Origin of the sequence: Amycolatopsis rhizosphaerae, from assembly GCF_007713715.1 — a bacterium.
Taxonomy (GTDB): Bacteria; Actinomycetota; Actinomycetes; order Mycobacteriales; family Pseudonocardiaceae; genus Amycolatopsis_E; species Amycolatopsis_E rhizosphaerae.
Genome location: NZ_VJWX01000080.1, coordinates 1 through 19,917, shown reverse-complemented (window position 1 = coordinate 19,917; position 19,917 = coordinate 1). Strand labels below are relative to the sequence as shown.

Annotated in this window: 5 protein-coding genes; all 5 read left to right on the top strand. The window is 71.2% G+C overall.

All coding sequences use genetic code 11. From position 1 onward, the window contains the following. Position 1: 1 nt before the first annotated feature. Positions 2–8,425 carry an amino acid adenylation domain-containing protein gene (locus FNH05_RS11110; RefSeq protein ID WP_342781545.1) on the top strand — a complete coding sequence of 2,808 codons (8,424 nt, stop codon included), beginning with the start codon at positions 2–4 and terminating at the stop codon, positions 8,423–8,425. Further along, positions 8,422–11,676 carry a non-ribosomal peptide synthetase gene (locus FNH05_RS11105; protein WP_144587271.1) on the top strand — a complete coding sequence of 1,085 codons (3,255 nt, stop codon included), beginning with the start codon at positions 8,422–8,424 and terminating at the stop codon, positions 11,674–11,676. The genes FNH05_RS11110 and FNH05_RS11105 overlap by 4 nt, the downstream gene beginning before the upstream one ends. After that, entirely contained in the window at positions 11,660–16,360 is a 4,701-nt protein-coding gene (locus FNH05_RS11100) for a non-ribosomal peptide synthetase (RefSeq protein ID WP_144587270.1), read from the top strand. Before FNH05_RS11105 ends, FNH05_RS11100 begins: the two co-directional genes overlap by 17 nt. 315 nt (positions 16,361–16,675) lie before the next feature. Beyond that, positions 16,676–17,719, top strand: coding sequence for a TauD/TfdA family dioxygenase (locus FNH05_RS11095; protein WP_144587269.1), 1,044 nt, complete (start codon positions 16,676–16,678; stop codon positions 17,717–17,719). 4 nt (positions 17,720–17,723) lie between these two features. Continuing rightward, positions 17,724–19,917, top strand: a 2,194-nt coding sequence (locus FNH05_RS11090; RefSeq protein WP_144587268.1) for an AMP-binding protein, incomplete at its 3' end; no start/stop codon positions are given.

The window sequence follows — 19,917 nt, the reverse complement described above, 5'->3', positions numbered from 1 at the left end:
CATCTACATCGGACGATCGGACCAGCAGGTCAAGATCCGGGGTTACCGGATCGAACCCGGCGAGATCGAAACCGCACTCCGCACCCACCCCAACATCACCGCCGCCGCCGTACTCGTCCACGAAACCAGCCCCGGCAACAAACGCCTCACCGCCTACCTCCAAACAACCACCAACCCCGACATCAACGACATCCGCCAACATGTCCAGACAACACTGCCCCCGCACATGGCACCCGCCAGCTACATCATCCTCGACCGTTTTCCCTTGACCACGAATGGGAAGGTTGATTACGCGGCTCTGCCCGAACCGTCCGGTGAACGAACGGGACTGACGGCCTACACACCACCCGAGGGTGAGATCGAAACCCGGCTCGCCGAGATCTGGCAACACGTCCTCCACACCACACCCATCGGCCGCCACGACAACTTCTTCACCCTCGGCGGCGACTCCATCCTCAGCCTCCAGGTGTGTTCGAAGGCCGCGCGGCACGGAATCCGGATCACCCCGCGGCGGCTGTTCGATCACCAGACCGTCGCCGAGCTGGCCGCGGTGGCGGAAGTGGCCGTGACGAAGGCCGCCGAAGCGGAGGTCGTCACGGGGCCGGTGCCACTGACCCCGATCCAGCGCTGGTTCTTCGCCCAGCACCGGACGCGCCCACACCATTTCAACCAGTCGGTGCTCCTTCGGCCGGACGAACCGCTGGACGAGGCTCCGCTGCGGGCCGCGCTGACCGAGGTGATCCAGCGGCACGACGCGCTCCGCCTGCGGTTCGAGCGGGACGGCGACGACTGGCGACAGGAGGTCGCCGCACCCGTCGGCGACGATCCGCTGCGGGTGGCCGATCTGACCGGACTGCCCCCGGCGGAACGTGCGACGGCGTTCACCGCGGCGGCGACGGCTGAGCAGACCGCGATCGACCTGGGCGGCGGACGCCTCCTGCGTGGTCTGTACGTCCGGCTCGGCGAGGACGGCGACCGGCTGCTCCTCGTGGCCCACCACTTGGCGGTGGACGGGGTGTCCTGGCGGATCCTGCTCGAAGACCTGCAGACCGGGTACGAAAGGCTCCGGCACGGCGAAACCGCACCGGAGCCAGTGGCCACGAAGTCCTTCCGGGCCTGGGCCACCCGGCTCGCCGAACACGCCACCTCGGCCGCACTGGCCGATGAGGCTCTCTATTGGACAGACCGTGTGTCCTCAGTGGACGGGGCATTGCCCGTCGACGGTACCGGAATGGGCGAGCACGCCGTGGGCGACGTCGAGGTGGTCGCGTGTTCGCTCACCGCGGAGCAGACCCGGGCCCTGCTGCACGCGGTCCCGGAGGCGGCGCCGGTACAGGCCGTCGAAGTACTGATCGCGGCGCTGGCGCGCACGGTGGCGGAGTGGTCGGGGCGGCCCCGGGTCCTGCTGGACACCGAAGGTCACGGCCGTGAGCCGCTGGGGGACGACGACGTGGATCTCTCCCGCACGGTCGGCTGGTTCACCAGTATCCACCCCTTGGTGGTGACCGCGGACGAGCCGGGGGCCGCGCTGCGTTCGGCGAAGACGGCCCGCCGGGGCGTGCCGAACGGCGGTGTGGGCTACGGGCTCCTGCGTTACCTCCGGGACGACGAGGCCGCGGAGCGGGTCCGCGCCCTGCCCGAATCCTCGTTGCTGTTCAACTATCTCGGCCAGTTCGAGCAGGGTACCGAGGCGGAACGCCGCTGGAGCATGGCGCCGGAACCGACCGGGCCCGCCCAGGACGAGCGGGCCGTCCGGCGGTACCTGCTGGAGGTGAGTGCTCTCGTCCGCGACGGAACCCTGCACCTGCGCTGGACCTACAGTCCCGGTGCGCACCGGCGCGCGACGATCGAACGGCTCGCCGGAAGGTTCGGCGAGCACGTCGACGAACTCGTCGCCGTGGCACGGACGTCCGCCGGGGCGCTCACCACGCCCGAAGACTTCCCACTGGCCACAGTGGACGAACAGGTGCTCGGCCGCCTGCTGGCGCTGCCCGGCGGCCTCGCGGATGTCTACCCGCTTTCCCCGATGCAGCAGGGCATGCTGTTCCACCTGGATTACGAGCAGGACGGCGGCGTCAACGTCGAACAGGTGACCTGCCGGCTTGAGGGGAAGCTCGACGTCGAGGCGTTCCGCGCGGCCTGGCAGTCCGTCGCCGACCGCCATCCCGTGCTGCGCACGTCGTTCCACTGGCGCGGCCAGGACGAACCGCTCCAGGCCGTGCACCGCGAAGTGGCGATACCGTGGCGGGAGGAGGACTGGCGGGGCGTCCCCGCCGGCGAGCAGCGGCGCCGCCTGGAGGATTTCCTCGGCGAGGACCGCGCCGAGCGGTTCGTCCCCGAGCGGGCGCCGCTGATGCGGCTGACCCTGATCCGGCTGGCGGACACGGCTTGTCATCTGGTCTGGACCCACCACCATCTGCTGCTGGACGGGTCGTCGCTTTCGCGCGTCTTCCAGGAGTTCTTCGCCCTCTACCACGCGCGGGTGCGGGGCAGTCGCCTGGTGCTGCCACCCGCGCCGCCGTACCGCGAGTACATCGCCTGGCTGAGGAGGCAGGATCTCGCCGAGGCGGAGGCCTTCTGGCGCCGGACGTTCGACGGCTTCGCCGCGGCGACACCGCTGCCGGTGGAAGCGGGACCGCCGCCCGCGGCGGCCGGGGCGGGCACCGAGGTCCTCGAACTGGCCGAGGACACCACCGCGGCCCTGCGGCGGTTCGCCCAGCAGCACCGGCTGACACTGGGCACGCTGGTGCAGGCCGCCTGGGCGCTGCTGCTGCACCGGCACAGCGGCGAAGCCGACGTCGTGTTCGGGACCGTGGTAGCGGGCAGGCCGCCCGAACTGCCCGGCTCGCAGGCGATGGTCGGGCAGTTCATCAACACGCTCCCGATCCGGGTGTGGGTCCGGGGCGAGCAGGACGTCGTCGAGTGGCTGCGCGAGATCCAGGCCCACCTCGCGGACACCCGTCAGTACGAGTACACCCCGCTGGTGCGGATCCAGGGCTGGAGTGAGGTTCCGCGCGACCGGGCCCTCTTCGACAGTGTGGTCGTCTTCGAGAACTACGCCGTGGAGCGGTTGGACGACGACGGGGCGGCACCGGGGGAGGACGAGCTCACCGTCGAACAGCTCGAAGGGCTCGAACAGACCAACTATCCGCTGACCCTCGTCGCGGCTCCCGGTGACCGGCTGCGGCTGCAGCTGCTGTTCGACAAGGGCCGCTACTCGCCCGAGACCGTCCGGCGGTACGCGGAGCAGCTGCGGACGGTGATGACGGGCATGATCGCCGGGCCCCGGCGGCGGGTCGCCGAGCTGCCCCTGGTCGGCGGACCGGAGCTGCGTCTCCTGCTCGAAGACTGGAACGCGACAAGCGCCCCGTTGCCGCTGGAGAAGAGTTTTGCGGAGCTGTTCGAGGAACAGGTCGCCAGGACACCCGGCGCGATCGCACTGTCCGAGGCGGACCGCGAGCTGTCCTATCGCGAACTCGACGCGGAGGCGAATCGGCTGGCACACCGGCTGGTGCGGCTCGGTGTCGGCCCGGAGGTCCGGGTGGCGCTGTGCCTGGAACGCTCGACGGAGTTGATCATCGCGATCCTGGCGGTGTTCAAGGCGGGTGGCGCCTACGTCCCCATCGACATGGCACTGGCCGGTGAGCGCATCGCGTTCATGGTTCGCGACGCCCGGGTCCCGCTCGTGCTCACCACCGACGCCTGGCGCCACCGCGTGCCCTCGGTCGAGGCGAAGGTGGTTTCGCTCGACGACGAACGGGACGCGATCGCGGCCATGCCCGCCGACGATCCGCGGCCGCGGCCGGGCCCGCGTCAGCTCGCCTACGTCATCTACACCTCGGGCTCGACCGGCGTGCCCAAGGGGGCGATGGTCGAACACCGCGGCATGGTCAACCATCTGCTGGCGAAGGTCCGTGACCTGGGGCTTTCCCCCGCCGACACCGTGGCGGCCACCGCCTCGCCGTGCTTCGACATCTCGGTGTGGCAGTTCTTCGCCGCGCTGCTGGCCGGCGGCCGGGTGCGGGTGCTCCCCGACGAGATCGCCCACGATCCGTCGCGGCTGCTCGCCGCGACGGAGTCCCGGCAGATCACCGTCCTGGAGATCGTCCCGTCGCTGCTGCGTGCGCTCCTGGACGAACTCGAGCGGCTCGGCGCGGGCAAGCCGGAGTTGCCCGCGCTACGGTGGCTGCTCCTGACCGGCGAGGCGCTGCCGCCGGAGCTGGTCGCGGGCTGGCTGCGGCACTACCCGGGGATTCCGCTGCTCAACGCGTACGGCCCCACCGAATGCTCCGACGACGTGACGCACCATCCGCTCCCCGTCCCGCCGGGCGCGGAGGCGGTCCGCACCCCGATCGGCAAGGCGATCGTCAACACCCGGCTCTACGTGCTGGACACCGCGCTGCGACCGGTGCCGATCGGCGGCCAGGGCGAGCTGTACGTCGGCGGCGCCGGCGTCGGCCGCGGTTATCTCGGCAGGCCCGGCCGGACGGCGACGACCTTCGTGGCCGACCCGTTCGGCGGCGAACCCGGCGGGCGGCTGTACCGCACGGGCGATCTGGTGCGGGTGCGGGACGGTGGCACGCTGGAATTCCTCGGCCGCCTCGACCACCAGGTGAAACTCCGCGGATTCCGGCTGGAACCCGGCGAAATCGAGGCCGTGCTCGACCGGCATCCCGGGGTGAAGGCGAGCGTGGTCCTGCTGCGCGAGGACACGCCGGGGGACCAGCGGCTCGTCGCGTACGTCGTGCTCCGGCCCGGGAACGCCGAACCGCGGGAGTGGAACGCGAAACTCCGCGGGCACTGCGCCGGGTACCTGCCCGAGTACATGGTGCCCTCGATGGTCGTCCTCCTGCCCGAGCTCCCGCTGACCCCGAACGGGAAACTCGACCGGGCGGCCCTGCCCCCGGCGGGCCTCGCCGGACCGGTCACTCCGGCCGTCGACGAGGATCCGTTGCCGGGCCTGGAGGAACTGCTCGCCGGTGTCTGGGCGGACGTGCTCGGTGCCGGACGGGTCGGGCGGCACGCCGACTTCTTCGCACTGGGCGGGCATTCGCTGCTGGCCATGCGCGTGATCTCCCGCCTCGCCGCGCTGCTCGGCGTGGAGGTCCGGCTGCGCGCCCTGTTCGAGGCGCCGACGCTGTCCGCGTTCGCCCGCGAAGTCGAGCGGACGCGGGGAGAAGGTGTTCCGAGCGGTCCGGAGTTGCTCCCCGCTTCGCGTGAGGGGGAGCTGCCGCTGTCGTTCTCCCAGCAGCGGCTGTGGTTCCTGGACCGGTGGGCCCCGGGCAGCTCGGTCTACAACCTCCCGCTGGCCCTGCGCCTGGAGGGCGACCTGGACGTTCACGCGCTGACGAGCGCTCTGCGCGCGGTCGTCCTGCGACACGAAGCGCTGCGGACCCGGTTCGCCGACGACGACGGCGAGCCGCGGCAGGTGATCGACGGCGACGTGACCGTCGCGCTGCCGGTGATCGACCTCGCCGAGGCCGGCGACGAGCGCGCCGGGGAACTCGCCGGGCAGGAGGCGGTGCGGCCGTTCGACCTGGCGCGTGGCCCGTTGCTGCGGGCGAGCCTGCTGCGGCTGGCGGCGGACGACCACGTCCTGCTGCTGACCGCGCACCACATCGTCAGCGACGGCTGGTCCACCGGAATCCTGCTGCGTGACCTCGGCGAATGCTACGCCGCCGCGGTGGCGGGGCGGGCGCCAGCGCTCCCGGAACTTCCGGTCCAGTACCCCGATTACGCGGTATGGCAACGCGAACGGATGCGCGGCGAACGGCTGGAACGGGAGCTTGAGCACTGGCGTTCCCGGCTCGGCGGCGCACCGTCCACAGTGGATCTCCCGGTGGACCGGCCGCGCCCCGCGGTGCAGACCTACCGTGGGGCCAACCTCACCGTGAGCTGGCCGCGGGAGGTCCTGGAGGCTGTCCGGCGGCTCGGCCACGAAGAGGGTGTCACCCCCTTCATGACGTTGCTGGCCGCGTGGGCCGCGGTCCTTTCCCGCTACAGCGGGCAGGACGACCTGGTGCTGGGTACGCCCACCGCGGGCCGTGGCCGCCCGGAGCTGGAGGACCTCGTCGGCTTGTTCGTCAACACGCTGGCACTGCGCGTCGACCTGACCGGCGACCCGACGTTCCGCGAGTTGCTCGGCCGGGTCCGGGAAACCACGCTGGACGCCTACGCCCACCAGGAGTTGCCGTTCGAGCGGCTCGTCGAGGAGCTGCGGCCGGAGCGGGAACTGAGCCACAGCCCGCTGGTGCAGATCCTGTTCGTGCTGCAGAACGCGCCGCTCGGCGGCGGCGGCGCCTGGCCGGGCCTGCGGCTGCGTGCCTTCGCGGACCAGGTTCCCGGCAGCACGGCGAAGTTCGACCTGACCCTGTCGATGCGCGAGGCGGACGACGGGCTGCACGCGAATGTCGAGTACAACACCGATCTCTTCGACCGCGAGACGATCGAACGGCTCTTGGGCCACTACCGCGCCCTGCTGGAAGGCGCGCTCGCCGATCCCTGCCGCCGGGTGCGCGACCTGCCGCTGCTCACCGCACGAGAGCGGGAGCGGACGCTGGTGGAGTGGAACCGCACCGACACACCGGTGCCTGACGGCCGAGGCCTGGGAGAACTGCTCACCGCACAGGCCGCGGAGACACCCGACGCGGTGGCCGTCGCCTTCGACGGGCGGCAGCTGACCTACCGGGCGCTGCACGAACGCGCCACCCGGCTGGCCCACACCCTGCGCGGCGCCGGTGTCGGGCCGGAGACCCGCGTCGGGGTGTGTCTCGAACGTGGTCCCGGCCTGGTGACCGCGTTGCTGGCGGTGCTGCTGGCAGGTGGTGCGTACGTCCCGCTCGATCCGGACTACCCGCGTGACCGGCTGGCCTTCATGCTCGCCGACAGCCGGGTCCCGGTGCTGTTGACCGAATCCGCTGTCCGCGAGCGGTTGCCCGAGGCCGGTGCCGACGTCGTCCGCATCGACGTCGGTGGATACCACACGGCGGCAGACGAGAGGCCACTCCCGGTCGCCGCACCGGATCAGCTGGTCTACGTGATCTACACCTCCGGGTCCACCGGGCGGCCCAAGGGCGCGATGAACACCCACCGCGGGATCGTGAACCGGCTCCGCTGGATGCAGGACACCTACCGGCTGGACGCCGGCGACCGCGTCCTGCAGAAGACGCCGGTCAGCTTCGACGTGTCGGTGTGGGAGTTCTTCTGGCCCCTGACGACCGGTGCCCGTCTGGTGCTGGCCCGGCCCGGAGGGCACCGCGACAGTGGGTACCTCGCCGACCTGATCGGGCGGGAGGGCATCACCACGGCGCACTTCGTCCCGGCGATGCTGGCCGCGTTCCTCGCCGATCCCGGCACCGCACGCTGTGCCACCCTGCGCCGGGTGATCTCCAGCGGCGAGGCACTGCCCGCACGGCTGCGCGACACCTTTGCCGAACGGCTTCCCGGCGCCGAGCTGCACAATCTCTACGGCCCGACCGAGGCCGCCGTCGACGTCACTTTCTGGCCCTGCGCCGGGGATTCCGGGCGCGACACGGTCCCGATCGGACGGCCGGTGGCGAACACACGCGCCTACGTGCTCGACGACCGGCTGCGCCCGGTGCCCGTCGGGGTACCCGGCGAGCTGTACCTCGGCGGTGTGCAGGTCGGCCGGGGCTACCTCGCCCGGCCGGGGCTCACCGCCACGCGGTTCACCGCCGACCCGTTCGGCCCGCCCGGCGCGCGGCTCTACCGCACGGGTGACCGCGTCCGCTGGCTGCCCGGCGGGGTGCTGGAGTTCCTGGGCCGCACCGACCACCAGGTGAAGATTCGCGGCTTCCGCGTCGAACCCGGTGAGGTGGAGGCGGCGCTGGTACGGCACCCGGCGGTCCGGGAAGCGGTCGTGCTGGTCCGCGACGAGCGGCTCACCGCCTACGTCGTCACCGCCGCGGAGTCCACTGAGGACGGCCTCGGAGCCGAGCTGCGGGCACACTGCGCGGCCCTGCTGCCCGAACACATGATCCCCGCGGTGCTGGTGTCTCTTGCCGCCCTGCCGCTCACCCCGAACGGCAAGATCGACCGGGCCGCCCTGCCCGCACCGGAGGCCGGGAGCCTGACGCTCGCCGCCGGTTACGTGGCACCGCGGACACCGACCGAGGAGAAGCTCGCGGCCCTGTGGGCACGGGTCCTGCGGGTGGACCGCGTCGGCGTCGAGGACGACTTCTTCGCGCTGGGCGGGCATTCCCTGCTGGCGACCCAGGTGCACGCGCGGCTGCGGTCCGCCTTCGGCGCGGATCTGTCCCTGCGCAGGCTGTTCGAACTGCGGACCGTCGCGGCGCTGGCCGCGGAGGTCGAGGCACGGGCGGACGCGGCTCCGGCGGCGCCGGCCATCACACCGGTCGGCCGGGCGGCCTACCGGCGAAGTCGATCGGAGGTGAGCGGGCAGTGACTTCGGTGCACGACGACGTCTACCTCCTGCCGGTTTCCCACGCGCAGCGGCGGATGTGGTTCCTTGACCAGCTGGACCCCGGCGGGCGGGCCTACGTCCTCGCCATGGTGGTGCGCCTGCGCGGCCCGCTGTCCGAACCCGCGCTGCGACGGGCCGTGAACGCGGTGGTGGCGCGGCACGAAACACTGCGGACCACGTTCGCCGATGCGGAGGGCGATGGGGAGCCATGGCAGGTCGTGGCCCCCGAACTGGAGCTCGAGGTGCCCACCGTCGACGTCTCGACGGCGGGCGATCCCGTCGCCCGCGCGGCCGAGCTCGCCGAGGAGGCGGCGGCCGAGCCGTTCGACCTCGCGCGGGGACCGCTGCTGCGGGTGCGGTTGTTCCGGCTGGCGGCCGAGGACCACGTCCTCGTGACCGGCATGCACCACATCGTCACCGATGGATGGTCGCTCGGCGTGTTCGCCCGCGAACTCGGGTTGCACTACCAGGCGGCGCTGCGCGGCGAGGTGGCGCGGCTGCCCGAGCTGCCCGTCCAATACGCGGATTACGCGGTGTGGCAACGGGAACAGGAGGGAAGCGGGCAGCTCGAACAGGAGCTCGGCCACTGGCGGCGGCAGCTCGAAGGTGCGCCGCCGGTGGCGGATCTGCCGATCGACCGGCCGCGGGCCACGGCCACGGGTTCCCGCGGCGCCAAGGTGCCCTTCCACTGGCCGCCCGGGCTTCGGGACCGGCTGCTGGCCTTCGGCGGGGAGCGGGGCGCGACGCTGTTCATGGTGCTGCTCGCGGGGTTCACCGCGACGCTCGCGCGGTACGGCGGTGGGGACGACATCGTGGTCGGCACCCCGGTCGCCGGGCGGTCCCGCCCGGAGCTGGAGGGTCTCATCGGCCTGTTCGTCAACACGCTCGCCCTGCGCACCCGGCTGCACGGCGACCCGGACTTCGAGTCGGTCCTCAGCCGCGTCCGGGAAACGTGCCTTGACGCCTACAGCCACCAGGAGCTGCCGTTCGAGCGGCTGGTGGAGGCGCTCGAACCGGAGCGCTCGCTTGCTCGCAACCCGGTGGTCCAGACGTTCTTCGTGCTGCAGAACACCCCGGGCTCCGGCACGGAGTGGCCCGGGCTGGAGATGGTGCCGCTGGCCCGCGAGACCGGGGACACCCCGGCGAAGTTCGACCTCAGCGTGATCGCCGCCGACGGGCCCGGCGGGATCGACGGTGTCTGGGAGTACGACAGCGACCTGTTCGAGCGCGAGACCGTCGAGCGGATGGCGGGGCATCTGCGGCGGCTGTTGGAGGCCGCGCTGGACGAGCCCGCGCGCCCGGTCGGTGACCTGCCACTGCTGAGCGCGGCGGAACGCCGGCTGGTGCTCGAAGAGTGGAACAGCACCCCGGCGCCGGCCTCCGTCGGGGCGGGCGTCCACCGGCTGTTCACCGAGCAGGTGGCGCGCACACCCGGAGCGACGGCGCTCGTCGAGGCGGGGGAGCGGCTGACCTACCGCGAACTCGACGCGAAAGCGAACCGGCTGGCGCACCGGCTCCGGGCCGGGGGCGTCGGGCCGGAGGACCGCGTCGCGCTGCTGCAGCGCCGTTCGGCGGATTTCGTGGTGTCCCTGATGGCCGTTCTCAAGGCGGGCGCGGCCTATGTGCCCCTGGATGCCCGCGCTCCGGACAGCAGGCTCCGCGCGATCGTGGCGATGACGGGGGCGAAGGCCCTGCTGACCGACACCGCGTCCGCGGGCAGGATCGCCCACGAAGGCCGGATCGTGGTCGACGCGCCGTCCGCCACCGCCGGGTTCCCGGACACGGACCCGGCCGTGGCCGTCCACCCGGACCAGCTCGCCTACGTCATGTACACCTCGGGTTCCACCGGCATCCCGAAGGGCGTCGCGGTCACCCACCGGGACGTTGCCCAGCTCGCGCTCGACTCCTGCTGGCACGGCGGGAACCACCGGCGCGTGCTCCTGCACTCGCCCGGTGCGTTCGACGCGTCCACCTACGAACTGTGGGTTCCGCTGCTGGCGGGCGGCGAGCTGGTCGTCGCTCCGGACGGCGATCCGGACGTCGACGGGCTGGCCCGGCTGATAGCCGGGAACGGGATCACCGGCCTGTGGCTGACCGCAGGCCTGTTCCGGGTACTGGCGGACGAGCATCCCGGCTGCTTCGCCGCCGTGCGGGAGGTGTGGGCGGGCGGCGACGTCGTGCCGCCCGAGGCGGTGGCGCGGGTGCTGGCGGAATGCCCGGGCCTGGTGGTGGTCGACGGCTACGGCCCGACGGAGACGACCACGTTCGCCACCCGGCACCGGATGCGGGCGGACGGTGTCCCCGTCGGGACCGTCCCCATCGGACGGCCGCTGGACGGTCTGCGCGCCTACGTGCTGGACGAGCGCCTGCGGCCGGTGCCCCCCGGCGTCCGGGGCGAACTCTACCTCGCGGGTGCCGGGCTCGCTCGCGGATACCTGGACCGGCCGGCGCTGACCGCGGAGCGGTTCGTGGCCGATCCGTTCGGTCCGCCGGGGGAACGGGCGTACCGCACCGGCGACCTCGTCCGCTGGACCGTGCGCGGCGAGCTGGAATTCCTGGGCCGCGCCGACGACCAGGTGAAGGTGCGCGGCTTCCGCGTCGAGCCCGGCGAGGTCGAGGCCGTGCTGCGCGCGCGGGACGACGTGCGCGAAATCGTCGTCGTGGCCGCCGAGGACGGTGGCCTGACGGCATACGTGGTCCCCGCGTCGGCGGAGCCCGGCCTGGCCGTGACCCTGCGCGCGCACTGTGCGGCGGAACTGCCCGATTACCTGATCCCGGCCCGGTTCGTCACGCTGGAAGCGCTCCCGCTCACGCCCAACGGCAAGGTCGACCGCCGTGCGTTGCCGGAGCCGGGCGCGGGCGAATCCGGCGCCGAGGTGGAATACGTCGCACCGCGGAACGCGGTCGAGAGCGTCATCGCGGGCGTCTGGGAGGACGTACTCGGCGTGCCGAAGGTGGGAGCGCACGACAGCTTCTTCGCGCTCGGCGGGCATTCGCTCCTGGCGGCCCGGCTCGCGACCCGGTTGCGCACCACGTTCGGGGTGGACCTCGCGCTGGGCGCCGTCTTCGCGGCTCCCACGGTCGCCGGCCTCGCCGAGGCGCTCGTGGCCGCCGAACCGGAACCCGGGCACGTCGCCGCGGTCGCGGAACTGCGCACCCAGATCGATTCCCTGTCGCCGGAGGAGATCCTGGCACAGCTGGACGAGGAGGCCGACGATGCCGGGACTGTCTGAACCGGCCGGGACCACCGCCGACGCCAAAGAGCGGCTGCTGGCCCGGCTGCTGGCGAAGAAGGGCATCCGCGCGCCCGCCCCCGACGTGATCCCCGCGCGCGGGACCACGGACGACCCGCCGCTGTCGTTCGCCCAGCAGCGCCTGTGGTTCCTGGACCGGATGGAGCCGGGGCAGTCCACCTACAACGTGCCCACCGCCGCGCGGTTGGGTGGTCCACTGTGGATCGACGCGCTGCGCCGCGGCGTGCGGGCGCTGGCCGAGCGGCACGAGTCGTTGCGGACCACGTTCGCCGCGGAGGACGGGCAGCCGAGGCAGGTCATCGCCGCCGCTCCCGACGTGCCCGTACCCGTCATCGACCTGAGCGGACTGGCGGACGCAGCGGCCACGGCGCACCGACTGGCCGAACAGGAGGCCCGGCAGCCCTTCGATCTCGAACGCGGGCCGTTGCTGCGGATCACCGTGCTGCGGCTGGCCCCCGAGGATCACGTGCTGCTGCTGAACGTGCACCACATCGTGAGTGACGGCTGGTCGTCCGGGATCCTCCTGCGCGAACTCGGCGAGTGCTACGTCGCGGCTCGCGAGGGGCGACGGGCCGACCTTCCCCCATTGCCTGTCCAGTACGCGGATTACGCGGTGTGGCAACGGGAAACGCTGAGCGGGGAACGGCTGGAGCGGGAACTCGGCTACTGGCGCGACCGGCTCACCGGCGCGCCGCCGGTCCTCGACCTGCCCACCGACCGGCCACGTCCACCGGTACGGACCCACCACGGCGCGAACCTGCTGTGCGCCTGGCCGCCGGAGTTGTACGCCGCGGTGCGCCGGTTCAGCGAGGCCGAAGGCGTCACCGTCTTCATGACCCTGCTCGCCGGGTTCGCCGCCGTGCTGTCGCGCTACCGCGGCCAGGAGGACATCGTGCTCGGCACGCCGATCGCCGGCCGCACCCGCCCGGAACTCGAAGGGCTGATCGGGTTCTTCGTGAACACCCTGGCGCTGCGGATCGATCTCACGGGCGATCCGGGCTTCCGCGAGCTGGTGGCCCGGGTGAGGGAGACCAGCTCGGGTGCCTACGCGCACCAGGAACTGCCCTTCGAGCGGCTCGTCGACGCGCTCCGGCCCGACCGCGAGCTGAGTCACCATCCGGTGGTCCAGGCGGTCGTGGTGCTGCAGAACGCGTCCTCGGGCACCGTCGAGTGGCCGGGGCTGCGGCCACTGCCCTTCGGCGAGGGATCGCCCGCCACCACCGCGAAGTTCGACCTCACGCTGTCGCTGGGTGAGGCGAGCGACGGCTTCTTCGCCGGTGTCGAGTACAACACGGACCTCTTCGACACCGAGACCATCGAACGGTTGATGGCGCATTACCGGACGCTGCTGGAAGGCGCGCTGGCCGAGCCGGACCGTCCGCTGGGCGACCTGCCGTGGGAAGCAGCGGAAGCGGAACTCGCGCGGGTGGCGGAGTGGAGCCCGGCCGTCGATGTTGCTGTGGGTCCTCCGTTGGTGGAGCGGTTTGCCGAGTGGGCACGGTCGTCGCCGGACCGGGTGGCGGTGGTGTCGGGGGATGCGCAGGCGACCTACGGCGCGGTGTTGACGCGCGCATCACGGTTGGCGGCGCATCTGGTGGCGTCCGGTGTGGGGGCGGACAGTGTTGTCGGTGTGTTCCTTGACCGTGGTGTTGAGCAGATTGTGGCGGTTGTGGCGGTGCAGTTGGCGGGGGGTGCCTATCTGCCGATCGACACGGGTTATCCCCCGGAACGGGTCGGGTATCTGCTGGAGGATAGTGGCGCCACGGTGTTGATCACTGACCGGGAGATGGTGGCGGGTGTGGTGGTGGTGGTGCCCCCCTCGGCTGATGGTGGGGTGCTGCCCGAGGTGAGGGTGTCCGCGGACCAGTTGGGGTATGTGATTTATACGTCGGGGTCGACGGGGAACCCGAAGGGTGTGCTGGTGGCGCACCGGCAGGCGGCACGGTTGTTCGACGCGACCCGGGACTGGTTCGGTTTCGGCCCGGATGATGTGTGGACGTTGTTCCACTCGATCGCTTTTGATTTCTCGGTGTGGGAGTTGTGGGGAGCGTTGGCCCATGGCGGCCGATTGGTGCTGGTGGACGAGGACACGCGCCGCTCACCAGAAGAGATGGCGGTACTGCTGGGTGAGCAGGCGGTGACAGTGTTGAATCAAACACCGTCGGCGTTCTTCCCCCTGTCCCACACCATCCTCACCGAGGACCGGCCTGTACCGGCGTTACGGGCCGTGATCTTCGGGGGTGAAGCACTACCGGTCGAACAACTCGCGGACTGGGTGAACCACTTCGGCGACCAGCACCCCCAGTTGGTGAACATGTATGGCATCACCGAAACCACGGTGCACGTCACCCACCGCCCCCTGACCGCGCGTGATGTCATCCCGGGCGGGGGTAGTGTGATCGGTCGGCCCATTCCCGATTTGCGGGTGTATCTGCTGGATCGGCGCCTGCGTCCCGTGCCACCCGGTGTCGTGGGCGAGCTTTACGTCGGCGGGGCAGGCCTGGCCCGCGGCTACCTCGGCCGCCCCGCCCTCACTGCTGAACGGTTCATCCCTGACCCGTTCGCCACCACCCCGGGTGCGCGGCTTTACCGCACCGGGGACCTCGCCCGCGCCACACACCACGGTGAACTCATCTACATTGGACGATCGGATCAGCAGGTCAAGATCCGGGGTTACCGGATCGAGCCCGGCGAGATCGAAACCGCACTCCGCACCCACCCCGACATCACCGCCGCCGCCGTCCTGGTCCACGAAACCACCCCCGGCAACAAACGCCTCACCGCCTACCTCCAAACAACCACCAACCCCGACATCAACGACATCCGCCAACATGTCCAGACAACACTGCCCCCACACATGGCGCCCGCCAACTACATCATCCTCGACCGTTTTCCCTTGACCACGAATGGGAAGGTTGATTACGCGGCTCTGCCCGAGCCGTCCGGTGAACGAACGGGATTGGTGGCCTACACGCCGCCCGAGGGTGAGATCGAAACCCGGCTCGCCGAGGTCTGGCAACACGTCCTCCACACCACACCCATCGGCCGCCACGACAACTTCTTCACCCTCGGCGGGCATTCACTCCTCGCCGTCCGGCTGCAAACCCTGGTGCGAGCCGAATTCGATGTCGAACTGCCGTTGCGTGTCCTGTTCGAAACACCCGACCTCGCGGCGCTGGCCGCCGAGTTCGGTAACCGCACACTGGAGGCCGCAACGGCCGTCCCCCTCGTCCCACTCGTCCCACTCATCCCCCAGCCGCGGACCGGGCCGCTGCCGCTCTCCTTCGCCCAGCAGCGGCTGTGGTTCCTCGAGCAATGGCAGCCGGGCACGCCGCTTTATCACATCGCCGGGGCGCTGCGGCTGACCGGCGCCCTCGACGTCCCCGCCCTCCGCCGGAGCTGCCAGGCGCTGGCGGAACGGCACGAAAGCCTCCGCACCCACCTGACCACCAGTGAAGGACAGACCTACCAGGCCGTCTCCCCTCCTTCGGGCGTCGAACTCCCCATCGTCGATCTCGGCGCGCTGGACGCCGCCGAACGGCCCGCCGTGGCCGAGCGACTCGTCCAGGCGGTGGCCGAAAAGCCTTTCGCACTCACGACGGGCCCGCTGTGGCGCACCGTCCTGCTCCGGCTGGGACCGGCCGAACACCTGCTGGCCCTGAGCCTGCACCACCTCGTCGCCGACGGACACGCGCTCGAACTGCTGTTCGCCGAGCTGGGGGCCGGGTACGGTCATGCCCCGGTGTCCGGCCCGTCGCCGGTGCAGTACGGCGATTACGCGGTATGGCAACGGAAATGGCTGGAAAGCGAGCAGGCACGACGTGCCCTGGCCTACTGGCGCGAGCAGCTCGCCGGACTTGACGCCGCCCCGCTGCCCACTGACCTGCCGAGGCCCCCGGTCCAGACCCACACCGGCGCGATCCACCAGACCGACCTGCCCGCCACCGTCGTCGCCGGCCTCAACGGCCTCGCCGCCCGGGCGAACGCGACGCCGTTCATGGCGCTGTTCGCGGCCACCTCGATCGCGCTGGGCCAAACCCGCGCACGGGAAACCGTGGTGCTGGGAACCCCGGTCGCCAACCGCACCCGGCCGGAACTGCAGGACATGATCGGCTGCCTGGTCAACACCCTGGCACTGCGCCTCGACCTCGGCTGCGCCACGTTCGCCGACCTGCTGGACCGGGCGCGGACAGTGTGCCTGGGCGCGTACGACCACGCCGAACTGCCCTTCGAACGCGTCGTGCAGGAGGTCCAGCCCGAGCGCAGCGCCAGTCACCTGCCGCTGTTCCAGGTCTGGTTCGTCGTGCAGGACGATCCGCCGCTCGAAGGAACCTTTCCCGGTCTGGACGCGGCCCCGGTCGGCACGCCGCCACGAATGGCCCGCTACGACCTCCGGCTCGAATTCCGGCGTGCCGAGGATTCGCTCCGTCTCGTCTGCGAGTACAAGACCGACCTTTTCACCGAAACCGGAATCGCACGGCTCACCCGGCACCTGGTGCGCGTCCTGGAATCGGTGGTCGAAGATCCCGCGATCCCGCTCGGCGAACTCGCCGGAAAACTCGCGGAAGCCGACGAAGAACAACATTCCCGAGCGACGGAAGCGGCACGGACCTACAGTGCCGACGCTCTCAAACGTCGTCGCCGCACTGTCGTCGGCCCTTGATCACAAGGAACGAAAGGAGGATTGGCAAGCGACAGGAGCCAGACCGGTGCACCGCGGAGCAAAACCGGCCCGGCACGGAAATCCGTGTCGCCGGGCCTGCCCTTACACATCTTGGCGGCGTTTTTCAGCGTTTTTCAGCGCTTTCCAGCGCTTTCCGGAATGCTTGCCGCGGTCCACCGGGTGTGTTTTACTGGTCAGTGATCCGGAAGACACTGAACGCAGGAGTCTTTCGTCCATCTTGGGGGATGGCATCTCATTGTCGGCGGATGCGCCCATGGGACGTCTGGGCTCACGGTAAGGAACCAAGGGATTCCCATGAGCTTGCACGAAAGCGGACCGGCGAAACCCGGCCCGAGGCGGCGCGCCGCCGTCAGCCTGTCACCGGAGACACTGGTCCGTCTGGAACCACTGCGCCAGGGTGAACCCACCCCGCTGCTGGTGCGCCCGGCCGTGGAGGGCGTCAACCTGCTCAGCTGGGCCGGTGACCACCGCGAACTGCTCAGGCGCAAGCTGCTGCACCATGCTGCCCTGCTCTTCCGGGGGTTCACCCTCGGCGACGTCGGCGAGTTCGAGCGGATCATCGAGGTCATCGGCGGCGGTGGCCTGCTCGAATACTCCTACGCCTCCACTCCGCGCAGTCACGTGGCGGGCAACATCTACACCTCGACGGAGTACCCGGCCAACCAGGAGATCCCGCTCCACAACGAAATGGCGTACACCCGCCAGTGGCCGATGAAGCTCGGCTTCTATTCGGTGACCGCGGCGACGGAGGGCGGCGAAACGCCGCTGGCCGACAGCCGCCGGGTCTACGAGCGGATTCCGGCGGCGATCCGGGAACCGTTCGAGCGCAAGAAGGTCATGTACGTGCGCAACTACGGCGAGGGTCTCGACCTGCCGTGGCAGGAGGTCTTCCAGACCACCGATCGCGCGGCAGTCGAACGGTTCTGCCGTGAGCAGGACATCGAGTTCACCTGGAAGGGGGACGACGGGCTGCGCACCCGCCAGGTCTGCCAGGCGGTCGCCCGGCATCCGGTCACCGGTGAAACGGTGTGGTTCAACCAGGCCCACCTCTTCCACATCTCGAACCTGGCCAAGGACATGCGCGAGACACTGCTGCGCAGCTTCGGCGAGGACGGCCTGCCCCGCAACACCTACTACGGCGACGGCTCGCCGATGGACAGCGAGACCCTGGACGTCGTCCGCCGGGTGTACCGCGAGGAGAGCATCGTCTTCCCCTGGCAGGACGGCGACATCACGGTGCTGGAGAACATGCTGGTCGCCCACGGCCGCAGGCCGTTCACCGGACCGCGCAAGCTCGTCGTGGGCATGGCGGAGCCGTTCGACGGCTCCGAAGCGTAGACCGATGGAGGGATATCGGCTTTCGCCCCAGCAGAAGCGCGCCTGGCTGATCCGGCGTGCGGACCCCCACGGCCACTACTTCGCCCGGGCGACCGCGGAGATCGCGGGCGTGCCGGAGGAGTCCCGGCTGCGTGCCGCGCTCGACGGGGTCGGCCACCGGCACGAGCTCCTGCGCACGGTGTTCCACCGTCCGTCCGGTGTGGACATTCCGCTGCAGGTGATCGGCGCGGAACCCTTGACCACGGTGACCTTCCACGACGCGCGCACCGGAGGGGCCAAGCCCGTCGAAGACCGCATCCCGGCCGCCTTCGACCTGGAGCGCGGACCGCTGCTGCACGCCGATCTGGTGGTCTTGTCGGACACCTCCTCCCGTCTGGTGGTAACGCTGCCCGCGGCGTACGCGGACACCGCGTCCCTGCACCACCTCCTCGCCGAGATCTGGCGGGCATACCGGAACGCGTCCGGTCCGGCCGAGGACGTGCTCCAGTACGCCGACGCCGCGGAATGGCAGAACGACCTGCTCACCGCGCGGGAGACGGCGGCGGGCCGGGCGTTCTGGCAGGACGCCCCGGCGATGCGGCCCGGTGCGCTCCTGCCCTGCGAACGCGGCGGGCCCGGGACCCCGGTGTTCCGGCCCGCCTCGATCGCCGTCCCCGCCGACCCGGTCGTGCTCGCGGCGGCCCGGAAGCTCGCCGCCGCATCGGGCGTCCGGCTCTCGGCGGTGTTCCTGACCGCGTGGCACGTGCTGTTCTCCCGCCTGGCGGGCGAGCCCGCCGTCCTGGCGCTGCTCGGCGAAAACCGGCCGCACGAGCAGATGCGCGAGGCCGTCGGCCCGTTCGCCCTGCCGCTCCCGTGCCTCTTCCCGTTCGACGAGGACCTGCCGTTCGGTGCGGCAGTGGCCCGGGTGCACGAGCGAGCGCGGGAGATGCTGCGGCGACAGGAGTTCTTCGACGTCTCCGCCGCGGGTGACGCGCCCTCTGCCCGGGTGACCTTCTCCTGGGACGAGACCGGACCGCTCACTCCCGACGGGTCCTGGAGCCTCACGCGGGCGGTGTCGCATGGCGAGCCGTTCACGGTCCGGCTCGCGGGTTCGGTGACCGGCGACGCCGTCGCGCTCAGGGTGCACCACAACACGTCCCGCCTGCCCGGCGAGGACGCGCATCGGCTGGCGGGGATGTACGCGACTCTGCTCGCGGCCGCCACGCGGGCACCGGCGACCCCGCTCGCGGCCCTTCCGGTGGCGAGCCCCACCGAAACCCGGCGTGTCCTGGCCGCGGCCGCGCCGGCGCGGGAGACGTCCGAGCCCGGCCAGGTCCTGGCCCTCTTCCAGGAGCAGGCCGCGCTCCATCCCGAGTGGACGGCCGTGGTGGCCGGAGCCCACCGGCTGAGCTACCTGGTCCTGAACGAACGCGCCAACCGGCTGGCGCACCACCTGCGCGGGCTCGGCGTCACCACCGAAACTCCGGTGGGACTGCCGGCCGAACGTTCGGCCGAGGTGCTCGTCAGCCTGCTCGGCATCCTCAAGGCGGGCGGTGCCGCCGTCCCGTTCGATCCCGCGACACCACCCGAGCGCCTGGCGTTCCTGCTCGCCGAAACGCGGACGCGGCTCGTACTGACCGGACGGACGGACAACCTGCCCACCGACGTCGCGACCCTGGATCCCGGCTCACCCGCTCTCGCCGGCGAGCCCGGCGAGAACCTCGACGGCCCGCACCCGGAGCAACTGGCGTACGTGATCTTCACGTCGGGCTCCACGGGCCGTCCCAAGGCGGTCGGGGTCACGCACGCCGCACTGGCCGCCTACACCCGCGGTATCGGCGACGTGCTCGCGCTGCCGCCGCGCGCGAGCTACGCCACCGCGTCCACGCTCGCCACCGACCTCGGGAACACGGCCGTCTATCCGGCGCTGTGCACGGGCGGGACCGTGCACCTGCTGCCCGCCGACTACGGCAGCGGCCCAGCCCCGCTCCCGGGATTCGACTGCCTGAAGATCGTGCCCACCCATCTGCGGGCTCTGCTCGGCACACCGCACGCCGCGGGTCTCCTGCCCCGGAGCCGGCTCGTCCTGGGGGGCGAAGCCCCCGGCTGGGATCTCGTGGACGCCGTGCGGGAGCTCGCGCCGCAGTGCCGGATCTTCAACCACTACGGGCCGACCGAGACCACGGTGGGTGTGCTCGCCCGGGAGCTCACCCCGGACC

Bases quoted from the DNA above. Each gene is read 5' to 3' on its own strand.
- FNH05_RS11100 (WP_144587270.1), top strand. From the start codon at position 11,660: ATGCCGGGACTGTCTGAACCGGCCGGGACCACCGCCGACGCCAAAGAG.
- FNH05_RS11095 (WP_144587269.1), top strand. From the start codon at position 16,676: ATGAGCTTGCACGAAAGCGGACCGGCGAAACCCGGCCCGAGGCGGCGC.